13 protein-coding genes, 1 riboswitch and 2 other annotated features are annotated in these 17,830 nt (G+C 33.5%); all 13 genes read right to left on the bottom strand.

Annotated features, from left to right (window positions below):
• Positions 1–18: 18 nt before the first annotated feature.
• On the bottom strand, positions 19–546 hold the full coding sequence (gene infC, locus IEU88_RS03870; RefSeq protein ID WP_096811207.1) for a translation initiation factor IF-3: 528 nt from the start codon (positions 544–546) through the stop codon (positions 19–21).
• Positions 547–569: 23 nt separating this feature from the next.
• Positions 570–698 (bottom strand) — a sequence feature (ribosomal protein L20 leader region).
• A gap of 64 nt (positions 699–762) precedes the next feature.
• Complete coding sequence (locus IEU88_RS03865; RefSeq protein ID WP_103373299.1) at positions 763–2,250, bottom strand: amino acid permease; 1,488 nt, start codon at positions 2,248–2,250, stop codon at positions 763–765.
• Between the two features lie 212 nt (positions 2,251–2,462).
• A riboswitch (Lysine riboswitch) is annotated at positions 2,463–2,635 on the bottom strand.
• 58 nt (positions 2,636–2,693) lie between these two features.
• Positions 2,694–4,631, bottom strand: coding sequence for a threonine--tRNA ligase (gene thrS / locus IEU88_RS03860; RefSeq protein WP_096809246.1), 1,938 nt, complete (start codon positions 4,629–4,631; stop codon positions 2,694–2,696).
• 82 nt (positions 4,632–4,713) lie between these two features.
• Positions 4,714–4,922: a binding site (T-box leader), on the bottom strand.
• Between the two features lie 47 nt (positions 4,923–4,969).
• On the bottom strand, positions 4,970–5,893 hold the full coding sequence (gene dnaI / locus IEU88_RS03855; RefSeq protein WP_103373300.1) for a primosomal protein DnaI: 924 nt from the start codon (positions 5,891–5,893) through the stop codon (positions 4,970–4,972).
• Positions 5,894–5,896: 3 nt separating this feature from the next.
• Complete coding sequence (gene dnaB / locus IEU88_RS03850; RefSeq protein ID WP_103373301.1) at positions 5,897–7,288, bottom strand: replicative helicase loading/DNA remodeling protein DnaB; 1,392 nt, start codon at positions 7,286–7,288, stop codon at positions 5,897–5,899.
• A complete protein-coding gene (gene nrdR / locus IEU88_RS03845) occupies positions 7,289–7,759 on the bottom strand; it encodes a transcriptional regulator NrdR (protein WP_096809240.1) in 471 nt (156 codons plus the stop codon). It lies immediately after the preceding gene.
• A gap of 263 nt (positions 7,760–8,022) precedes the next feature.
• Positions 8,023–9,048 (bottom strand): type I glyceraldehyde-3-phosphate dehydrogenase, encoded by a 1,026-nt coding sequence (gene gap, locus IEU88_RS03840; protein ID WP_096809238.1) that lies wholly within the window; start codon positions 9,046–9,048, stop codon positions 8,023–8,025.
• A 298-nt stretch (positions 9,049–9,346) separates the two neighbouring features.
• Entirely contained in the window at positions 9,347–9,973 is a 627-nt protein-coding gene (coaE, locus tag IEU88_RS03835) for a dephospho-CoA kinase (protein WP_103373302.1), read from the bottom strand.
• Between the two features lie 15 nt (positions 9,974–9,988).
• Positions 9,989–10,861, bottom strand: a complete 873-nt coding sequence (mutM, locus tag IEU88_RS03830) for a bifunctional DNA-formamidopyrimidine glycosylase/DNA-(apurinic or apyrimidinic site) lyase (RefSeq protein ID WP_103373303.1) — start codon at positions 10,859–10,861, stop codon at positions 9,989–9,991.
• A 15-nt stretch (positions 10,862–10,876) separates the two neighbouring features.
• Positions 10,877–13,507 (bottom strand): DNA polymerase I, encoded by a 2,631-nt coding sequence (gene polA / locus IEU88_RS03825; RefSeq protein WP_103373304.1) that lies wholly within the window; start codon positions 13,505–13,507, stop codon positions 10,877–10,879.
• 181 nt (positions 13,508–13,688) lie between these two features.
• On the bottom strand, positions 13,689–15,377 hold the full coding sequence (pnpS, locus tag IEU88_RS03820) for a two-component system histidine kinase PnpS (RefSeq protein WP_096809231.1): 1,689 nt from the start codon (positions 15,375–15,377) through the stop codon (positions 13,689–13,691).
• A complete protein-coding gene (locus IEU88_RS03815; protein WP_096809229.1) occupies positions 15,377–16,087 on the bottom strand; it encodes a response regulator transcription factor in 711 nt (236 codons plus the stop codon). Before IEU88_RS03815 ends, pnpS begins: the two co-directional genes overlap by 1 nt.
• Positions 16,088–16,500: 413 nt before the next feature.
• Entirely contained in the window at positions 16,501–17,769 is a 1,269-nt protein-coding gene (gene icd / locus IEU88_RS03810; protein ID WP_096809226.1) for an NADP-dependent isocitrate dehydrogenase, read from the bottom strand.
• Positions 17,770–17,830: the final 61 nt, after the last annotated feature.

Here is a 17,830-nt window from a genome sequence, read left to right as displayed (position 1 = left end):
CTCCTGTATTATCAAATATTATTTTTCATTTATTGGGTTAAGCATAATGAACATTTGACGTCCATCCATTTTAGGTTTTTGCCCAATAGTTGCAATATCTTTGCATTCTTCAGCAAATTTTTCTAAAACACGTTGTCCAATCTCTTTATGCGTAATCGCACGACCTCTGAAACGAATTGAAACTTTACATTTGTCGCCTTTTTCTAAGAATTTACGTCCGTTTTTCAATTTAGTTTGGAAATCATGTTCCTCAATTGTTGGACTTAAACGAATTTCTTTAAGGTTAATTGTTTTTTGTTTCTTCTTCATTTCTTTTTCTTTTTTCTGTTGTTCGAATTTATATTTTCCATAATCCATTATTCTTGCAACAGGTGGTTTAGCATTTGGAGCCATTATGACTAAATCTAAACCAACTCGTTCAGCCATTTCTAAGGCTTCAGATTTCGATTTAACACCGATTTGTTCTCCATCTTGCCCTATTAAACGTAATTCTTTTGCGCGAATCTTTTCGTTAACTTGAGTCTGATCTTTTGCTATGGTTGACACCTCCAAGATTTTTACGAAATTATCCCAAGCAAAAAGAGCGAGTATATAATATACCCGCTCTTCTCTACACATGATCTTTCCATGTATATATAGACCTGCCAACTGCATTCAGCGTCGCTACAGGTGAGAAGCGGGAGCTTCTACTTGGTTCGTTTCGTATTCAACATTACCTATCTTAGCAACAATACTGATATAAGTCAATACTTTGTTTGAATATTATTTTATTTCATCCATATCCACGTCTTGGCGAAGGTTCACTTTTTCTAATGGTACAATTTTAGTTTTATAGCGTACTTTATGATAAATAAAGAATGCTAGGAATACTGGGATACCCATGTAAGTAATAATAAAGCGATTCAAATTAAAGTCGCCCGTTTGTATAAAATCGACGTCTTGGCCAATGATTACAAGCACACATAGTACGCCTGCGAAAATCGGGCCAAATGGGAATAATTTAGCTTTATATTTCAATTTAGATTTATCATAATTCTGTTTATCAAACGCTTTTCTAAACCTATAATGGCTGACCGCGATACCTACCCAAGCTATGAAACCAGTCATACCACTTGCTGCAACGATGTATTCATACGCATCGCCACTTAAATGTTGTAAAACAAATATGCCAATCACAATGATTGCTGTTGCGATAAGTGATACATAAGGTACACCGCTTTTATTTGTTTTACCAAATATAGGGTATGCTAATTTATCTTTACTCATCGAATATAACATTCTAGTAGAAGCGTACATACCTGAGTTACCCGCTGATAGCACCGAAGTTAAGATGACCGCATTCATAAACGATGCCGCAAATGCTAAACCAGCGTTTTGAAATACAAGCGTAAATGGCGAAGTTGCAATATCATCACCGCCACCCATCAATGATGGGCTATCGTACGGAATCAACATACCAATTACAAAAATAGCTAATATATAGAAAATCAATATTCTCCAAAATACTTGTTTAATGGCTTTTGGCACAGCACGTTCAGGATTTTCAGATTCACCCGCTGTAATACCAATCAATTCAGTGCCTTGGAACGAGAACCCTGCAACTAAGAATACACCTAAAATAGTTAGCAGACTGCCACCCAATCCATCTCCAAGTATTGGGCCGCCACCTTTAGTAAATGTATCGAAGCCAACAAATTCTCCGCCCATAATACCTAAGATGGTTAGTAATCCTATTGCGATAAAGATAATAACTGTTACAACTTTAATTAATGCAAACCAGTACTCGCTTTCACCATATACTCTAACTGATAATGCATTGAGTCCGAATATAATGATTAAAAATAGACAGCTCCAACTCCATGCTGGGATACCTGATAATGGCGTCCAATATTGAATAACTTGGGCTGCAATTGTAACATCAGCTGCAACTGTTATTACCCAGTTAAACCAATAATTCCAACCTAGTGCAAACCCTAATGATGGATCAACAAAGCGTGTCGCATACGTACTGAATGACCCAGATACGGGTAGGTAAGTAGCCATTTCTCCTAATGATGTCATAAGGAAAAACACCATTGCTCCAATAATTGCGTATGCAAGCAATGCGCCTAAAGCGCCTGCATCATGAATTGCGCCACCAGAAGTCATAAACAATCCAGTCCCAATACAACCCCCAATTGCTATCATGGATATATGACGATCTTTCAATCCCCTTTTTACTCCATTATTCTGAATTTCTTCTTTTGCCATAGATGCTCCCTTTCTTTTAAACTTAGAGGTTAACTTACTAATATAATTAAAAACGCAAACTTATAGTAAGTAGTGATATTACCGCTAGAATAATCATGTCGTTTACACAATTTGTCGTAAATTTTTCCCGTATTTGTATGAATGATAATCTTTAACCTAAAATAAAATGGTTGCATACCTATTAGATATGCAACCATTTTAATAATAGCATTTATATAGGTAGCACATCACATATGTGACAGTCCAGTTTCTTTCGATAACTGACCCAACCAACAGCGCATCTGGTCACTGTTGGTTTCGGCGTCTTCACCTTTCACAAATCCTACATATGCCCCAAATAGCTACCGGACTGTTACTGATTAAAAACGCAACCTCTAACTCAAATTCAATATTTTTTATTTCACTAACTTGTAATATACATGATTTCAATAAGAGTTTCAAGACTATCTTTGTTTTTTAAGTCTAATCTCGTCTACAAGTTCCCAAATAAATGTTTCTTTTTCAACAGTTTCTTGATCTTTTGAACCGTATTTTCTTACGTTGACTTCATTGTTCTCAACTTCTTTGTCACCAACTACAAGTTGGTAAGGGATTTTTTGCATTTGAGCTTCTCTTATTTTATACCCCATTTTTTCATTGCGATCATCGATTTCTACTCTCACACCCTGTGATTTAAGCTCATCTTGCAGTTGTCTAGCATAATCATAATGCAAATCTACATTAACTGGTATAATTTCGACTTGTTTTGGTGCCAACCAAGTTGGAAATGCACCTTTCGTTTCTTCAGTTAAGAATGCAACAAAACGTTCCATTGTTGAAACAACGCCACGGTGAATGACAACAGGTCTATGTTGTTCGCCATCTTTACCTATATAAGACAATTCAAATTTTTCAGGAAGTAAAAAGTCTAATTGTGCTGTAGATAATGTTTCTTCTTTACCCATAGCAGTTTGAACTTGAACGTCTAATTTCGGACCATAGAATGCAGCTTCCCCAATGGCTTCTTCATAATCTAAACCAAGTTCATCAACCGCTTCTTTCAACATACTTTCAGCTTTGTTCCACATTTCATCATCATCAAAATATTTTTCTTTATCTTCTGGATCTCTATAACTTAAACGGAAGCTATAATTTTCGAAACCAAAATCCTGATAAACATCAATGATTAAATTAACAACGCGTTTGAATTCTTCTTTAATTTGGTCTGGTCTTACAAAAATATGTGCATCATTCAATGTCATACCTCTCACACGTTGCAAACCAGATACTGCGCCACTTGCTTCATAGCGATGCATTGTGCCTAATTCTGCAATTCTAATTGGTAGTTCACGGTAAGAATGAGGTTTATTTGCATAAATCATCATATGGTGCGGACAGTTCATTGGTCTTAAGACCATTTCTTCATTCTCATCTAATTTCATAGTTGGGAACATATCTTCCTGATAGTGGTCCCAGTGGCCTGATGTTTTATATAAATCCACATTTGCCATTACTGGAGTGTAAACATGATCATAACCCATGCTTACTTCTTTATCCACGATATATCGTTCAATTTCACGACGAATTGTTGCTCCGTTTGGCAACCACAATGGTAGACCTGCACCTACTAATTGGTTGTTCGAGAATAATTCTAATTCTTTACCAATTTTACGGTGGTCACGTTCTTTACGTTCTTCAAGCATTTTTAAATGTGCTTTTAAATCTTTTTTATCAAAGAATGCAGTACCGTATATACGTTGTAGCATTTTATTATCACTATCGCCACGCCAATAAGCACCTGCAGTTGATAATAATTTAAACTCTTTAATTTTTGACGTTGAAGGTACATGGACACCGCGACAAAGATCAGTAAATTCGCCTTGTGAATACAAAGTAACATTTTCATCTGATGGGATTGCATCGATTAACTCTAACTTATACGGATCGTCAGCAAAAAATGTCTTCGCTTCATCTCTTGAAACTACTTTACGTTCAATTGGATAGTTTTCATTAACAATTTGTTTCATTGTTTTTTCTATCTCTTCAAAATCATCAGAGGAAACGCTTTCTGCCATATCAAAATCATAATAAAATCCGCCTTCAATTACTGGGCCAACACCAAACTTCACATCTCCATATAAACGTTTTAAAGCTTGGGCCATAAGATGCGCAGTAGAATGACGCAACACTTCTAATGCTTCCTCACTGCCAGGCGTTACGATTTCAATTTCGCCATCGTTTTCAATTGGACTTGTTAAATCAATTAATTGTCCGTTCAATTTACCAGCGACTGCCTTTTTTCTTAAACCTGGGCTAATAGAATGCGCAATTGTTTCAGTAGTTGTACCCTTATCAAATGCTTTCGAATTACCATCTGGAAATATAATATTTATTTGATCCATTTAAATTCCTCCTATATCTATACTTGCCTTAAATCTTCACGAATAGCTATAACTTACACAAAAATAAAAAGACCCCATCCCTAAAAGGGACGAGGTCTTCGCGGTACCACCCTAATTAAAGTTACAATCATATCAATTGCAACTAAACTCTGCATAAGGTAACGGTCTTGAGCCGGATGTTTATTAAAACATCTATAATGAAGTAGTAATCAATAATGATACTTACCAATTTTTCATCAAACATTGGCTCTCTGTGAAGTATGATATTATTCATCTTGTCTTCATTTTATTTCGCTTGATTTAGATTTAACTATATTATACAACATTTTTTTAAGAATTCAATCGTCTCGATAATTTTTTCCTTCTAAAAAATAGGGTTTTGCCAATGACTTAATCCGTTCCATAATTCGAGCTGCTTTTGTTTTTTCTGTGCCGTCACGTGTGACAGATAAGTGATATTCTAATTCTTCAAAACTTAAATTAGAACTGAAGAATGTTGGTAATTCTTGGACCATTCTATAATGTAACAATGGTCCAATCACTTCATCTCTTGCCCATGGGGTGATTTCTTCAGCACCTATATCATCTAACATAAGGATATGGGACTCGCGGACTTTCGCCAATTTGGTTTCAAAACTACCATCTTTAAATCCACCTTTTAAAGCGCGAATAAACTCAGGTAAATATACAATGGTCGACGAGACTTTTTCAGCTTTTAATTGATTTGCGATTGCACCTAATATAAATGACTTCCCAGTGCCAAAAGGTCCATGTATATATAATCCTTTAACTTGTGGTGTTTTGCTAACTATTTTTTCACAAATATCAGTTGCTGCCATAGCAACATCAATACGATCCCTTCTATCCATATATATATCGCTCAATTTTGCATTCAATGTATCACGTTGCATATGATGTGAAGAGATTAAATGCGCATTAAATTTCTCTTCGTCATATTTTATTTTACAAGGACAAGGAAGGTAACGAATCTTGATATGTTGATTTTCTACGTATAATTCTGGAATATGACCTTTAACAAAGTTAGGACAGTCTTTAAAATCGTGGCCGTCATAATGTTTTTCTTGGTCTTTATATTCTTGCAAAATATTTAAATCTTGGTCGATCATTGCGTTTGTTACTTCAGATTGGTGTGATTCTAAAAATGTTTTTACGTCAGGATCGTTTATGACATCTTTTTTAATCTTTTCAATTCGTTTACTTAAATCTTTAGAATCACCCATAATATGATTGAAAGACTTCATATATTATTCCTCCTCTCTCTTGCTATTTAATCGTTTTAATAACGCTTCACGATCTCTTTTTAATGTTTCATCTTCATCAGCATTTACATTATTATCTGAAGTTTGTGAATTAGAAGCTTTGTTATCACGTTCTTCTAACCATTTCGGTGTCATTTCTCTAGAAACAAGTTGTTTAGGTTTATATTTACCCTTTGTAACTTGATTGGAGTGAGTGTCTTTGGGTTGATTTACCTTCTTCGCGTAATGATAAGCCTGTTCTGCCGTCTTAATTCCCTTTTTCTTCCAATTTGATGCAATTTCAAAAATATATGATTTAGGAAGTTTCATATCTTCTTTTAACATCACGAATTGTAAAAGTATATTAATCACACCAAATGGCAACTGTTCTCTCTCAATCAATTCTTCAATCATGTATTTTTGCTGTGTTGTCGGTTCAGATTCAGACCAAGATGCAAGCATATCAATTGGACTCGTTTCATCTAATTGCTTTAACCAATTGTTAGATGCATCAGATGGTTGTATATTTTCCCCACTATTTTCATTATTATGATAGTTTGTTTCTTGAGCATTCAGTTTCGGCAACTGTTGTTCATGCTCAATAAGATAGTACGTTCTTGCATGTTTACGCAATTCTTCAAAAGAGAGTGTTTGCGCACTCGTAATTGATTTCAAAATAATACGTTTCATGGCTTCTGGTGTTAAACCATATAAAGTTGCAATTTGCGTTATCAGCGTTTTCGCTTCATGATTAATAATCTTTGTACTGATAAAATGGTTTTGTAATAAATCATATAGTGTTTCAAAATCAAAGTGCACATGTGATAAATCCATACCACCATACGCCTCTTCACTTTCAATCTGTTGTGTATCTACAGTCATTGATTTATTAGGCACTTTAAAAACATCAGTAAAAGTACGTGTGACATCTTGGTACTGGTCTAAATCGATAGACACGTAATCCTCAAAATGTGCCTTTAATTGAAAATAGCGTTGTTTACTGACCTCGCTATATAAATATACTGACAGCATAGGGTCATTGAAAAATTGCTGAGATGATGGCGGTTGAATTAATTGATATACAAAAGAAGAATGTTGCTGATTATGGTTAACATAAGATTTTACTAATCCTATACCCTCTAACAAATCCATTTCTTTTCTAAATTCAAGTAAATTTATCTTCAATTCACTCATGATAATATAATGTGTCAATACCATATCTTGTTTAAATTCAACAAACTGGTTTAAATAATGGTATAAACCAATCGCCTTTGATCCTATCATGGGCGTAAATAATCTATTTAGTATTTCTAAATGTTTATGATTTAGATAAAACCGGCGTATGACATGGAAATCGTCATGTGGCCTCAAACCATAATCATAGGGCTGTAATCCCATTTAAGAATCACTCCGTTTATTCTCTGCTAAAATCCCTTGCATTGATTGCAATAATTGATCAACATCTTTAAATTCTTTATAAACTGACGCAAAGCGTACGTAAGATACTTGATCGACATGCATTAATAAATTCATCACATGTTCTCCTATTTCTCTAGAAGAAATTTCTGCATGTCCTTCATCTCGCAATTTCCATTCTACATTATTTGTAATATCTTCTAACTGTTGATAGCGTACTGGTCTCTTCTCACATGAACGCACTAAACCATTTAATATTTTTTCACGTAAAAATTGTTCTCGTGTACCGTCTTTTTTCACAACGATTAGCGGTCGTTTTTCAATATGTTCGAACGTAGTGAACCTTGTGCTACATTGTTCACATTCTCTTCTACGTCGAATCGCATTTACTTCATCAGCATGTCGTGAATCTACAACGCGAGAGTGCGTTGAACTACATTTCGGGCATTTCATCGAATTACCACCCTCTCAATTTGATTACCTTACATTATACTACAAATCTTTAAGGCACAAAAGATTGCTATTACACAATTCAGCAATTAGTTTTAAAAAGCATTTCGTTTATAATAAATATTTGAAAATAAAAACTCCTTTTAATGTAAGATATCTGTTCTTACTTTAAAAGGAGTTTTGTATTATCTTCAATAATAAATAAATATTCATTCATAATCAATTAATTTAGATAATGTTATATTTTGTGTTTATTAAATAAGGTATTAATGTGCTACGGTTGAAATATTATTTTTTAATAACTGACCAATTTCTTCGGCCACATCAACCACTCTGTTTGAGTATCCCCATTCATTGTCATACCAAGCAATCACTTTTACTTTGTTATCACCCATTACCATCGTACTTTGCGTATCAATAATTGCTGAATGTGGGTTTGTATTAAAGTCCATTGATACAAGCGGTGCATCTTCAGTTGCAATCACATGGTCTAACGGGTGGTTTTTAAATGCTTCGTTAACTTCTTCGGCTGTTACTGAAGTATCTAAATCCACTACTAAATCTACTAAAGATACATTTTTAGTTGGCACTCTTAACGCCATGCCATGTAGTTTACCTTCTAATTCAGGTAATACTTCTTTAAGTGCTTTTGCAGCTCCTGTGGAAGTTGGAATGATGCTTTCATTGCATGAACGTGCACGTCTTAAATCTTTATGTGGATTATCAATGTTGTTTTGGTCATTAGTAATAGCATGAACAGTTGTCATTAAACCATTTTGAATACCAAATTGGTCATTTAATACCTTAGCTACAGGTCCGATACAATTTGTTGTGCATGAGGCGTTGCTAAAGATATCGTATTTTTCGATATCTAATTGGTCATCATTAACACCTTTAACTATCATTTGCACAGCACCGCCTTTAGAAGGCCCTGTTAACAATACTTTTTTAGCGCCAGCTTTAATATGTGCGATAGCTTTATCCCCATGGTTGAATTTACCTGTAGCTTCAATTACAACGTCGATATCTAGTGCTTTCCAAGGTAAATTTTCTGGGTTTCTATCAGCTACAAGCTTAATTTTATGATTATCGACCATTATACCGTTCTCCACCGGTTCTACTTTTAAATCGTAGTTACCGTGTGTCGTATCATAATTGATTAAGTGTGCAATTGTCTCGGGTGGATAGCTAGCATTAATCGCTACTATATTCATATCCTCACGTTTTAATGCAATCCTTAATACCATTCTACCTATTCTACCCATGCCATTAATTGCAATATTTGTCGTCATTCAAAGCACCCCTTGTCTTAGTGTTATACTTTATGGAATTAGTATAACATAAATAGATGAATGAGAAAGCGTTTTCTTGAATAATTTTTAAAAAATTTAAAGTTTATAAAATTGTAAGTTTGCGATATTCATTCTTATCATACAACCAAATAGCTTGATTAATATTTTCATAACCTAAAAAAAAAACGAGAGTAGGACAAAATCAAAGTTTTAGTTTGACTTAGTCTCTACACCCGCATTTATAAATTATTGCAATTCATTATTTAACGATTCAATGAACGCAACCATTGTTCATCATTTAAACTTCTTGAGAATGGTCTGTTGCATTCTCAATATAACCTTCATCTACTAATAATTGTTCTAAATTTTGTTTCAACTCTATTTTAGAATCTCTATTATCTATCACATGATCCGCCATTCTACGTTTTTTATCTATAGAAATTTGGCTATATACTCGCGCTTTAGCATCTTCCATAGAAATATCGTTACGTTGCATTAATCTATCTATCTGTATACTTTCTGAAGTGTAAACGAGCCACACCTCATCCACTGTATCTTGTAAATCATTTTCATATAATAAAGGGATATCCATAATAACATTATCTCCATCTTCTAAATAAGCTTCTTTTTCTTTTTCCATGATTTCTCTCACAATTGGATGTACGATTTCATTCAATTCTAACCGTTTTTCTGGATGATTAAAGACAAGATCGCCAACATAGGAACGATTCATGTTACCATCTTCACCAATTGCTTCATCTCCAAATGTTGCTCTAACTTGATCAAGGCCTTTCGAACCCTTCTCTACTGCTTTACGTGATGCAATATCAGCATCCACTATTTTAAAGCCATGCACAGATAGTAATTCTGAAACAGTCGATTTACCTGATGCGATACCACCAGTTAATCCAATAACTTTAGGCATAATTTCACTCTTCCTTCATTTTTGACATGTCGGGCAGAAATGACTATTACGTGTTGCAATCACTTGCGTTTCAATATCATTTCCGCACACTTTACATGTCTTTTGTTTATATACGTTTAAATGCATTTGCATCGTACCTGTGCTACCGTCAGCATGACGATAGTCTGAAATGCTAGCACCACCATATTTAATACCCGCTTCTAATACTTCACGAACATAATAAAATAACATTTCTTTTTCTTGATGGTTCAATTCTTTAGACTTGCGTGCAGGGTTAATACCGGCTCTAAATAATGCTTCACAAGCATAAATATTACCACAACCAGAAATCACCCTATGATCTAAAATCATTTGTTTGATTGGTTTATTTTGATATAACCTCTTATCAAACCAAGCCATATAGTGTGATAAGGCCTCTTTGTCAAAAGGTTCTGGCGCAATCTCTAAGAATGATGGATATGCGTCAAAAGAAGCTACATTTCTAATTTCTCCAAATCTACGAATATCTGAATAAACAAGTAGTTTATCATTATTTAATTTAAAAATCACATGCCAATGTTTACGGTAATTAGGGACGTTGATGTCTTCTAATTTATCTACAACAAAAAATCCACCAGCCATGCCTAGATGACTAATTAATATTCTTTGTTCAGAATTATTTTCAATATAAAAAACGATATATTTACTTCGTCGTTCGATATCATATATCGTATAACCTTCAGTATAACGTTTAAATGTATCTAATGCTAAACCTTTTATAATCGTTTCTTTGCCTTTATCTTTACCCTCTATCACTTTATCAGAAAAGATAACTTCTTCAATTTTCTGCCCTTTTACAAAAGGCTTAATCCCCCTTGTAACATGTTCAACCTCAGGTAGTTCAGGCATGTTATTCCCTTCTTTCTATTTTGCATCATACCATGTTTGCCCATAACTAGATTCCACTTTCAATGGAACGTCTAACTTAAGTGCATTATCCATTATTTCTTCAATAAATTTTTCAAAATCGTTTATTTCTTCTTTTGGTAATTCGAAAATCAATTCATCATGAACTTGCAGCAATAATTGCGCATGGAAATTCGTATGTTTGACTTCATTTGCAAAATATACCATCGCAAGTTTGATAATATCTGCTGCACTTCCCTGTATTGGCGTATTCATTGCTGTTCGTTCAGCAAAACTTCTTAAATTAAAGTTTCTGCTTGTGATATCAGGGATATATCTCCGTCTATGCAGTAATGTTTCTACATACCCTTGTGCTTTACAATCCTTAACGATATCTTCCATATATTGTTTCACACCTGGGAAGCTATCTAGATAATCATCTATGAATTTTTTAGCTTGTTTTCGTGTTATACCTAAACTTTGACTCAAGCCATAATCACTAATCCCATAAACAATACCGAAATTTACTGCTTTAGCTTGTCTTCGCATTAAACTATCTACTTCTTCAGGTGCAACATTAAATACTTTAACTGCTGTTGCAGTATGAATATCTTCATCATTAATAAATGCTTGTTTTAAACTTTCATCTTGCGTAATATGTGCCAATACCCTTAGTTCAATTTGTGAATAGTCAGCTGAGAATATAACATTATTTTCATCACTAGATTTGAATGCTTTTCTTATTTTTCGACCTTCGTCTAAACGCACAGGTATATTTTGCAAATTAGGATCAACTGATGACAAACGTCCTGTTTGAGCCAATGTTTGGTTAAAGCGTGTATGAATACGATTATCTTCACCGATAACCTTTTGTAAACCTTCAATGTAAGTAGACTGTAATTTAGCTAGTTGTCTGTATTCTAAAATATATTCAATAATTGGATGTTCACCTTGTAACTGCTCTAAAACATCTACTGCAGTCGAATAACCTGTTTTAGTCTTTTTAATTACCGGTAATTTAAGTGTCTCAAATAACACAACGCCTAATTGTTTTGGCGAGTTAATGTTAAACGTTTCACCTGCTGCATCATAGATATTCTCAATCAAAACGTCTAATTTACCTTGGATTTCTTTCTCCATTTTTTGTAATTCACTGATTTCTGTATAAATACCAGTTTCTTCCATTTCACTTAATATACGCGCTAATGGTAATTCCAAGTCGTATAATAAATCAGACTGATTATATTCATCTAATTGTTTTTGAATTTTGGATTTGACTTGATCAATCGCTTCAATAATTGTTCCCACATATGGGTTTAATACCTCATCTTCAGGAATATGCTTTTTCTTACCTTTACCATATATTGCAACACTTGATTGTACATAATGTTGGCCATAATTTGCCACTACAGAATTGACATCATCGATTGTACGTGAAGGGTCAATGATATAACTTGCTAACATAACATCAAAAACGATATGTTTGATATTAATATCTAGCCGATGCGCTACGATATAAGATTTTTTAGCATCATAAACAATTTTCTCTGTAGTATCATCTTCTAGCCACGCTACTAATGCAGGGTATGTTTTTATTTGATCTGCATTGATTACTACATGATGCTCACCATCATATAATCCAAATTTTAAAATATTATCTTTTAGATAATTAACACCATCTAATTCAAAATGAATTGTCGCGGAACTTAATGTTTGGAAATCTACATTTGAAAAATCTTGCTCTATCTCAATATCCATTTCTTCTGCACTAGACGTATCATTTGAAACATCCATTTGATTTAAAAGTTGATTAAACTCTAACTTTTTAAATAATTCAACCTTATCCTCAGTATGGGGATGATCTGGTAATTTTGTATCTTCTAGCGCAACTTCAATAGGGCTTTCACAATTAATTGTCGCAAGCGTCTTACTCATTAAAGCATCGTCTTTACTATTTTCAAGTTTTTCTTTTAATTTCTTTCCGGACACTTGGTCAATATGATTATATACATTCTCTACGCTTGAAAATTGCTTCAGCAGTTTAATTGCAGTTTTTTCACCTACCCCTGCTACGCCTGGGATATTATCTGATGTATCACCCATCAAACCTTTCATATCAATGATTTGTGTAGGTGTTAATCCATCATACTTTTCAGCGATAAATTCAGGCGTGTAATGATCTACGTCTGTAACACCTTTTTTAGTATAATAGATTGTAACGTCATCTGTAGCTAGTTGTGTTAAATCACGGTCACCGGTGATGATAATAGTTTGGAAGTTTTCACTATTGGCTTGTTTACTTAAAGTGCCAATAATATCGTCCGCTTCATAATTTTCAAGTTCGTAGCGTTTGATTTGATATGCATCTAATAGTTGTCTAACATAAGGAAATTGTTCACTTAACTCGGGTGGCGTGGATTGACGCCCTCCTTTGTATTCACTGTATTGTTCATGTCTGAATGTTGTTTTCCCTGCATCGAAAGCAACTAAAAAATGTGTAGGCTGTTCTTCTTTAATTATTTTTTCTAGTAACATCGCAAAACCATAAACGGCATTCGTATGGATACCAGCTTTATTTTGTAATAATGGTAATGCGTAGAAAGCTCTAAAGCTTAAACTATTACCATCAATTAAAATTAATTTGTTCAATATTTTAACCTCCAACACATATTTATATACTATTTTAGCATAAATGATATGTTAATCAGTATTCATTCGACATACAGATTTCTAAAAGAGCTTTTTAAAAGCGATAATAAAAATAAATCAATCGATTTAACCCTAAATTGCTAGGGTTAAATCGATTGAAATGATTGGTTATAGACATATTCTATTCGAAAAATGTTACTCTAAACGTCGAACCTTTTTCCGGCTCACTAAATACATTGATTCTGCCGTGGTGTGCTTCCATAATATGTTTAGTGATTGACAGACCAAGTCCTGTGCCACCAGAATCTCTGCTTCGAGCTTTATCTACACGGTAAAAACGTTCGAATATATGTTTTTGGTCTTGCTCACTTATACCAATACCAAAATCTTGAACTTCTAAAATACGCTTATTGCCTTCTTTAAAAACACGCACAATGACTTCTTCTGAAACTTTAGAATAACTTATCGCATTGGATAGCAGGTTAAGTGCTACTTGTGAGACTTTATCCTTATTTGCTTCGATAATAATATCACGATTAATTTCGTTAACGATTGTGATGTTTTTATTTTCAGCGATATTTTGCATGTTTTTTATTGTAGTTTCTGCGATTTCGGATAAGCTTGTAGGCTCTGTTTCTAATTGTGTCTGCTGTTCCACATGAGACAAATCTAACAAATCATAAACTAACGTTTCAATACGGTTAGATTCTTTTGAAATGATTTCTAGGAAATCGTTTAACGTTTGTGCATCGTCTTTAGCGCCGTCTAGTAAAGTTTCTGCAAAGCCTTTAATTGATGTAATAGGTGTTTTTAATTCATGTGATACATTGGCAACAAATTCGCGTCTTAAATTTTCTAATTTTTTTAAATTTGTTATATCATGCAGCACGACCACCATACCATATAAATTTTTTTTGTTTTTAGATAAAATTGGAATACACGCTGTATCAAAGTATTTTTGATGTACTTGGTCAATCGTTAATTTGATTTGATCATATGTAGATTTTTCTACTTTAAATGCTGCAGCAATCAATGGTTGTATCTCAGGGTCAATAAAATCAATATAATTTTTATGTTCTACTGCATCCTCAGGGTTAAATACATCATAATATGATCTATTAGCTACTACGATGTCTCCATATTTATCAATCATTAAAATTGAGCTAGGTATGTTTTCTATTGTTGTCTTCAAACGGTTAGATTGCAATTTTTGTTTGTGATTCAATCGCTGTAGTCTTCTAGCTAACTCATTTGTGGTAACAAATAGCTCTCTTGTTTCTTTGACATTGCTTTCAGGCACTCTGACATGGTAATAACCTTCAGCTAAAAGATTTGTTGCGTATGTGACTTCGTTGATAGGTCTAATGTAAGTCCTATTAATGCTTCTAACAACAAAGAAAATGATAATTAAAACAAACAAACCGATTAGTCCCACGTATTTCCAAATACCAACTTGTAATTCAAAAATTTCATTATCAATACTACTAATTATAATATCTTTATCTTTTAAAGACGTTTTGAAAGTGTACCTATGATTGTCTCCTACTTTATCGTATATCAACTTAGAAGGGTTCGCTTCATTATTAATATCTTTATTAATATGAGTGCCTTCATTTGTGGAAAATATTTTGTCGTTATCTTTAGTAATGAATAATGTGAATTTTTCACTCTTAGCAATGTCTTTAATTTCATTTGTTTTATCTTGATTGTATAAGCTTACGAGATGTTGTGCTTGATGTTCTAAGTCGCCTTCTTGGTTTGAAATAACAGTATTATAAATAACATGTGTAATAATCGCACCTAACGCAATAAAACTAACGATAACAATTGTACATAATAAAAATAATAGTCTCTGGTGAAACTTCAGCATTAAACTTTAGGTCTTTCCAACTTATAGCCTAAGCCTCTAACTGTTTTTATCAATTTAGGCTGCTTAGGATTTTCTTCCAATTTATCTCTCAAATGACTAATATGTACATCCACAATTCTTGAATCGCCAGCAAATTCATAATTCCAAACAGAGTTTAACATATGTTCACGCGTTATAACTCTTCCTTGTCTTTCTATAAGGTATAACAATAATTCGAATTCTTTAGGTGTTAATTCGAGTAATTCATCTTCACGATAAACTTCAAAGTATTCAGGTCTAATTCTTATTGAACCAATTAAAATATCATCTTCGTCTTCATCACCTGGTACAGCCTCACTTATCATTGCTGAGCGCCTTAAAATTGCCTTGACTCGAGCTACCACTTCCCGTGGAGAGAATGGTTTTGTCATATAATCATCTGCGCCAAGCTCTAGACCTAACACGCGATCAAATTCATCATCTTTAGCAGTTAACATTAAAATTGGCACTAAATTTTTGTCTGAACGAATCGTTTTACACACTTCGATACCGTCTTTTTTAGGAAGCATAACATCCAATACAACCAATTCTGGATTTGAAGTATTTACTTTTTCTAAAGCTTCTTCGCCATCATAAGCAACTTCCACTATGTATCCAGCTTGCTCTAAATTATATTTTAACAAGGTTACGATTGATTGCTCATCATCTACTACAAGTACTTTTTGTGACATAGTATACCTCCAATTTTATGATTACAAATTAATTATAACTTATATTTTAATAAAAATAACATACTTAAAAGTATTTTTACATAAACTTAATAAATCATTGATCGTTAGTTATTTGTAAAATAATTACAAAAAAATTGTATTGTCTTATTTAACAAATCACTAAGGGATTTCAAGATAAATAATTTAAGCCTAAGTATTTAAAAAGTTAATATTTACTTAACATTTACTTTATATTTCAACGCTTATATTTTCTATTATAAGCAAAAATAATTTAGTTATCACTATTTAATATCTCCTTCTTAGATAAATTTAAATAAAAAAGGAGCAAGATAGAAATCATAACGTCATCTGATTTCTATGCTTACTCCTGTAAAAGTATTTCAATTTATATAAACACTTACTTTGATGATATATTACTTAATGTTTTTAATAAGTTCGTCTGCAAATTCAGAAGTTGATACTTCTCTAGCGCCGTCCATTAAACGTGCAAAATCGTAAGTGACAACTTTTGAAGCAATTGTTTTCTCAATAGATTCAGTTATCTTGTCAGCAGCTTCTTGCCAACCTAAATGTTCTAACATTAAAGATGCACTTAGAATCTCAGAAGATGGATTCACCTTATTTAACCCAGCGTATTTAGGAGCAGTGCCATGTGTAGCTTCAAAAATAGCATGACCCGTTTCATAGTTAATGTTTGCCCCTGGCGCTATTCCAATTCCACCAACTTGTGCTGCTAATGCGTCTGATACATAATCCCCATTAAGGTTCATAGTAGCAACTACATCATGATCTGCAGGACGCGTTAAAATTTGTTGTAAGAAAATATCTGCAATTGAATCTTTAATAATAATCTTACCGTCTTTTTCAGCTTGTTCTTGAACTTTATTTGCTTTTTCTTTACCATCTTTTTCAACAATTTCATCATATTGTTGCCATGTAAATACTTTATCACCAAATTCATTGTGTGCTAAATCATAGCCCCATTGTTTAAACGCGCCTTCAGTAAACTTCATGATATTACCTTTATGCACTAAAGTTACTGATTTGCGATTGTTATCTAATGCATAGTGAATCGCTGCACGCACTAAACGCTCTGTACCTTCCTTAGAAACAGGTTTTACACCAATGCCTGAAGTTTCTGGGAATCTAATATTTTTAGCACCCATTTCATCTTGTAAGAAGTCAATTAACTTTTTAGCTTCTGGCGTACCTTCTTTAAATTCAATACCCGCATAAATATCTTCAGTATTTTCTCGGAAGATAACCATATCTGTATCTTCTGGGCGTTTAACTGGTGAAGGCACACCTTGGAACCAACGTACAGGTCTTAGGCAAGTAAATAAATCAAGTTCTTGACGTAAAGCAACATTTAAAGAACGGATACCACCACCAATTGGTGTCGTAAGCGGACCTTTAATTGCAATTAAATATTCATTAATTGTATCTAATGTTTCTTTAGGTAGCCATTCACCTGTTTCGTCGAATGCTTTTTGGCCAGCTAATACTTCTTTCCACTCAATTTTCTTTTCGCCGTTATAAGCGTTTTCAACTGCTGCATCAATCACTCTGCTTGCTGCTGACCAAATATCTGGCCCAATACCGTCACCGATAATATAAGGAATAATAGGATTGTTTGGAACTGTTAACCCTTCTGATGTTTTAACTACTTTTTCTCCTGCCATGTAAATATACCTCCGTAATTTGAATTGTTTTTTAGTTCAATAGTTTTATAATTTTTAAAAA

The organism is Staphylococcus nepalensis (assembly GCF_014635045.1).
In the GTDB taxonomy this organism is placed as follows: domain Bacteria; phylum Bacillota; class Bacilli; order Staphylococcales; family Staphylococcaceae; genus Staphylococcus; species Staphylococcus nepalensis.
The sequence above is the reverse complement of the archived record's forward strand: the minus strand, read 5'-3'. Positions and strand labels throughout refer to the sequence as shown.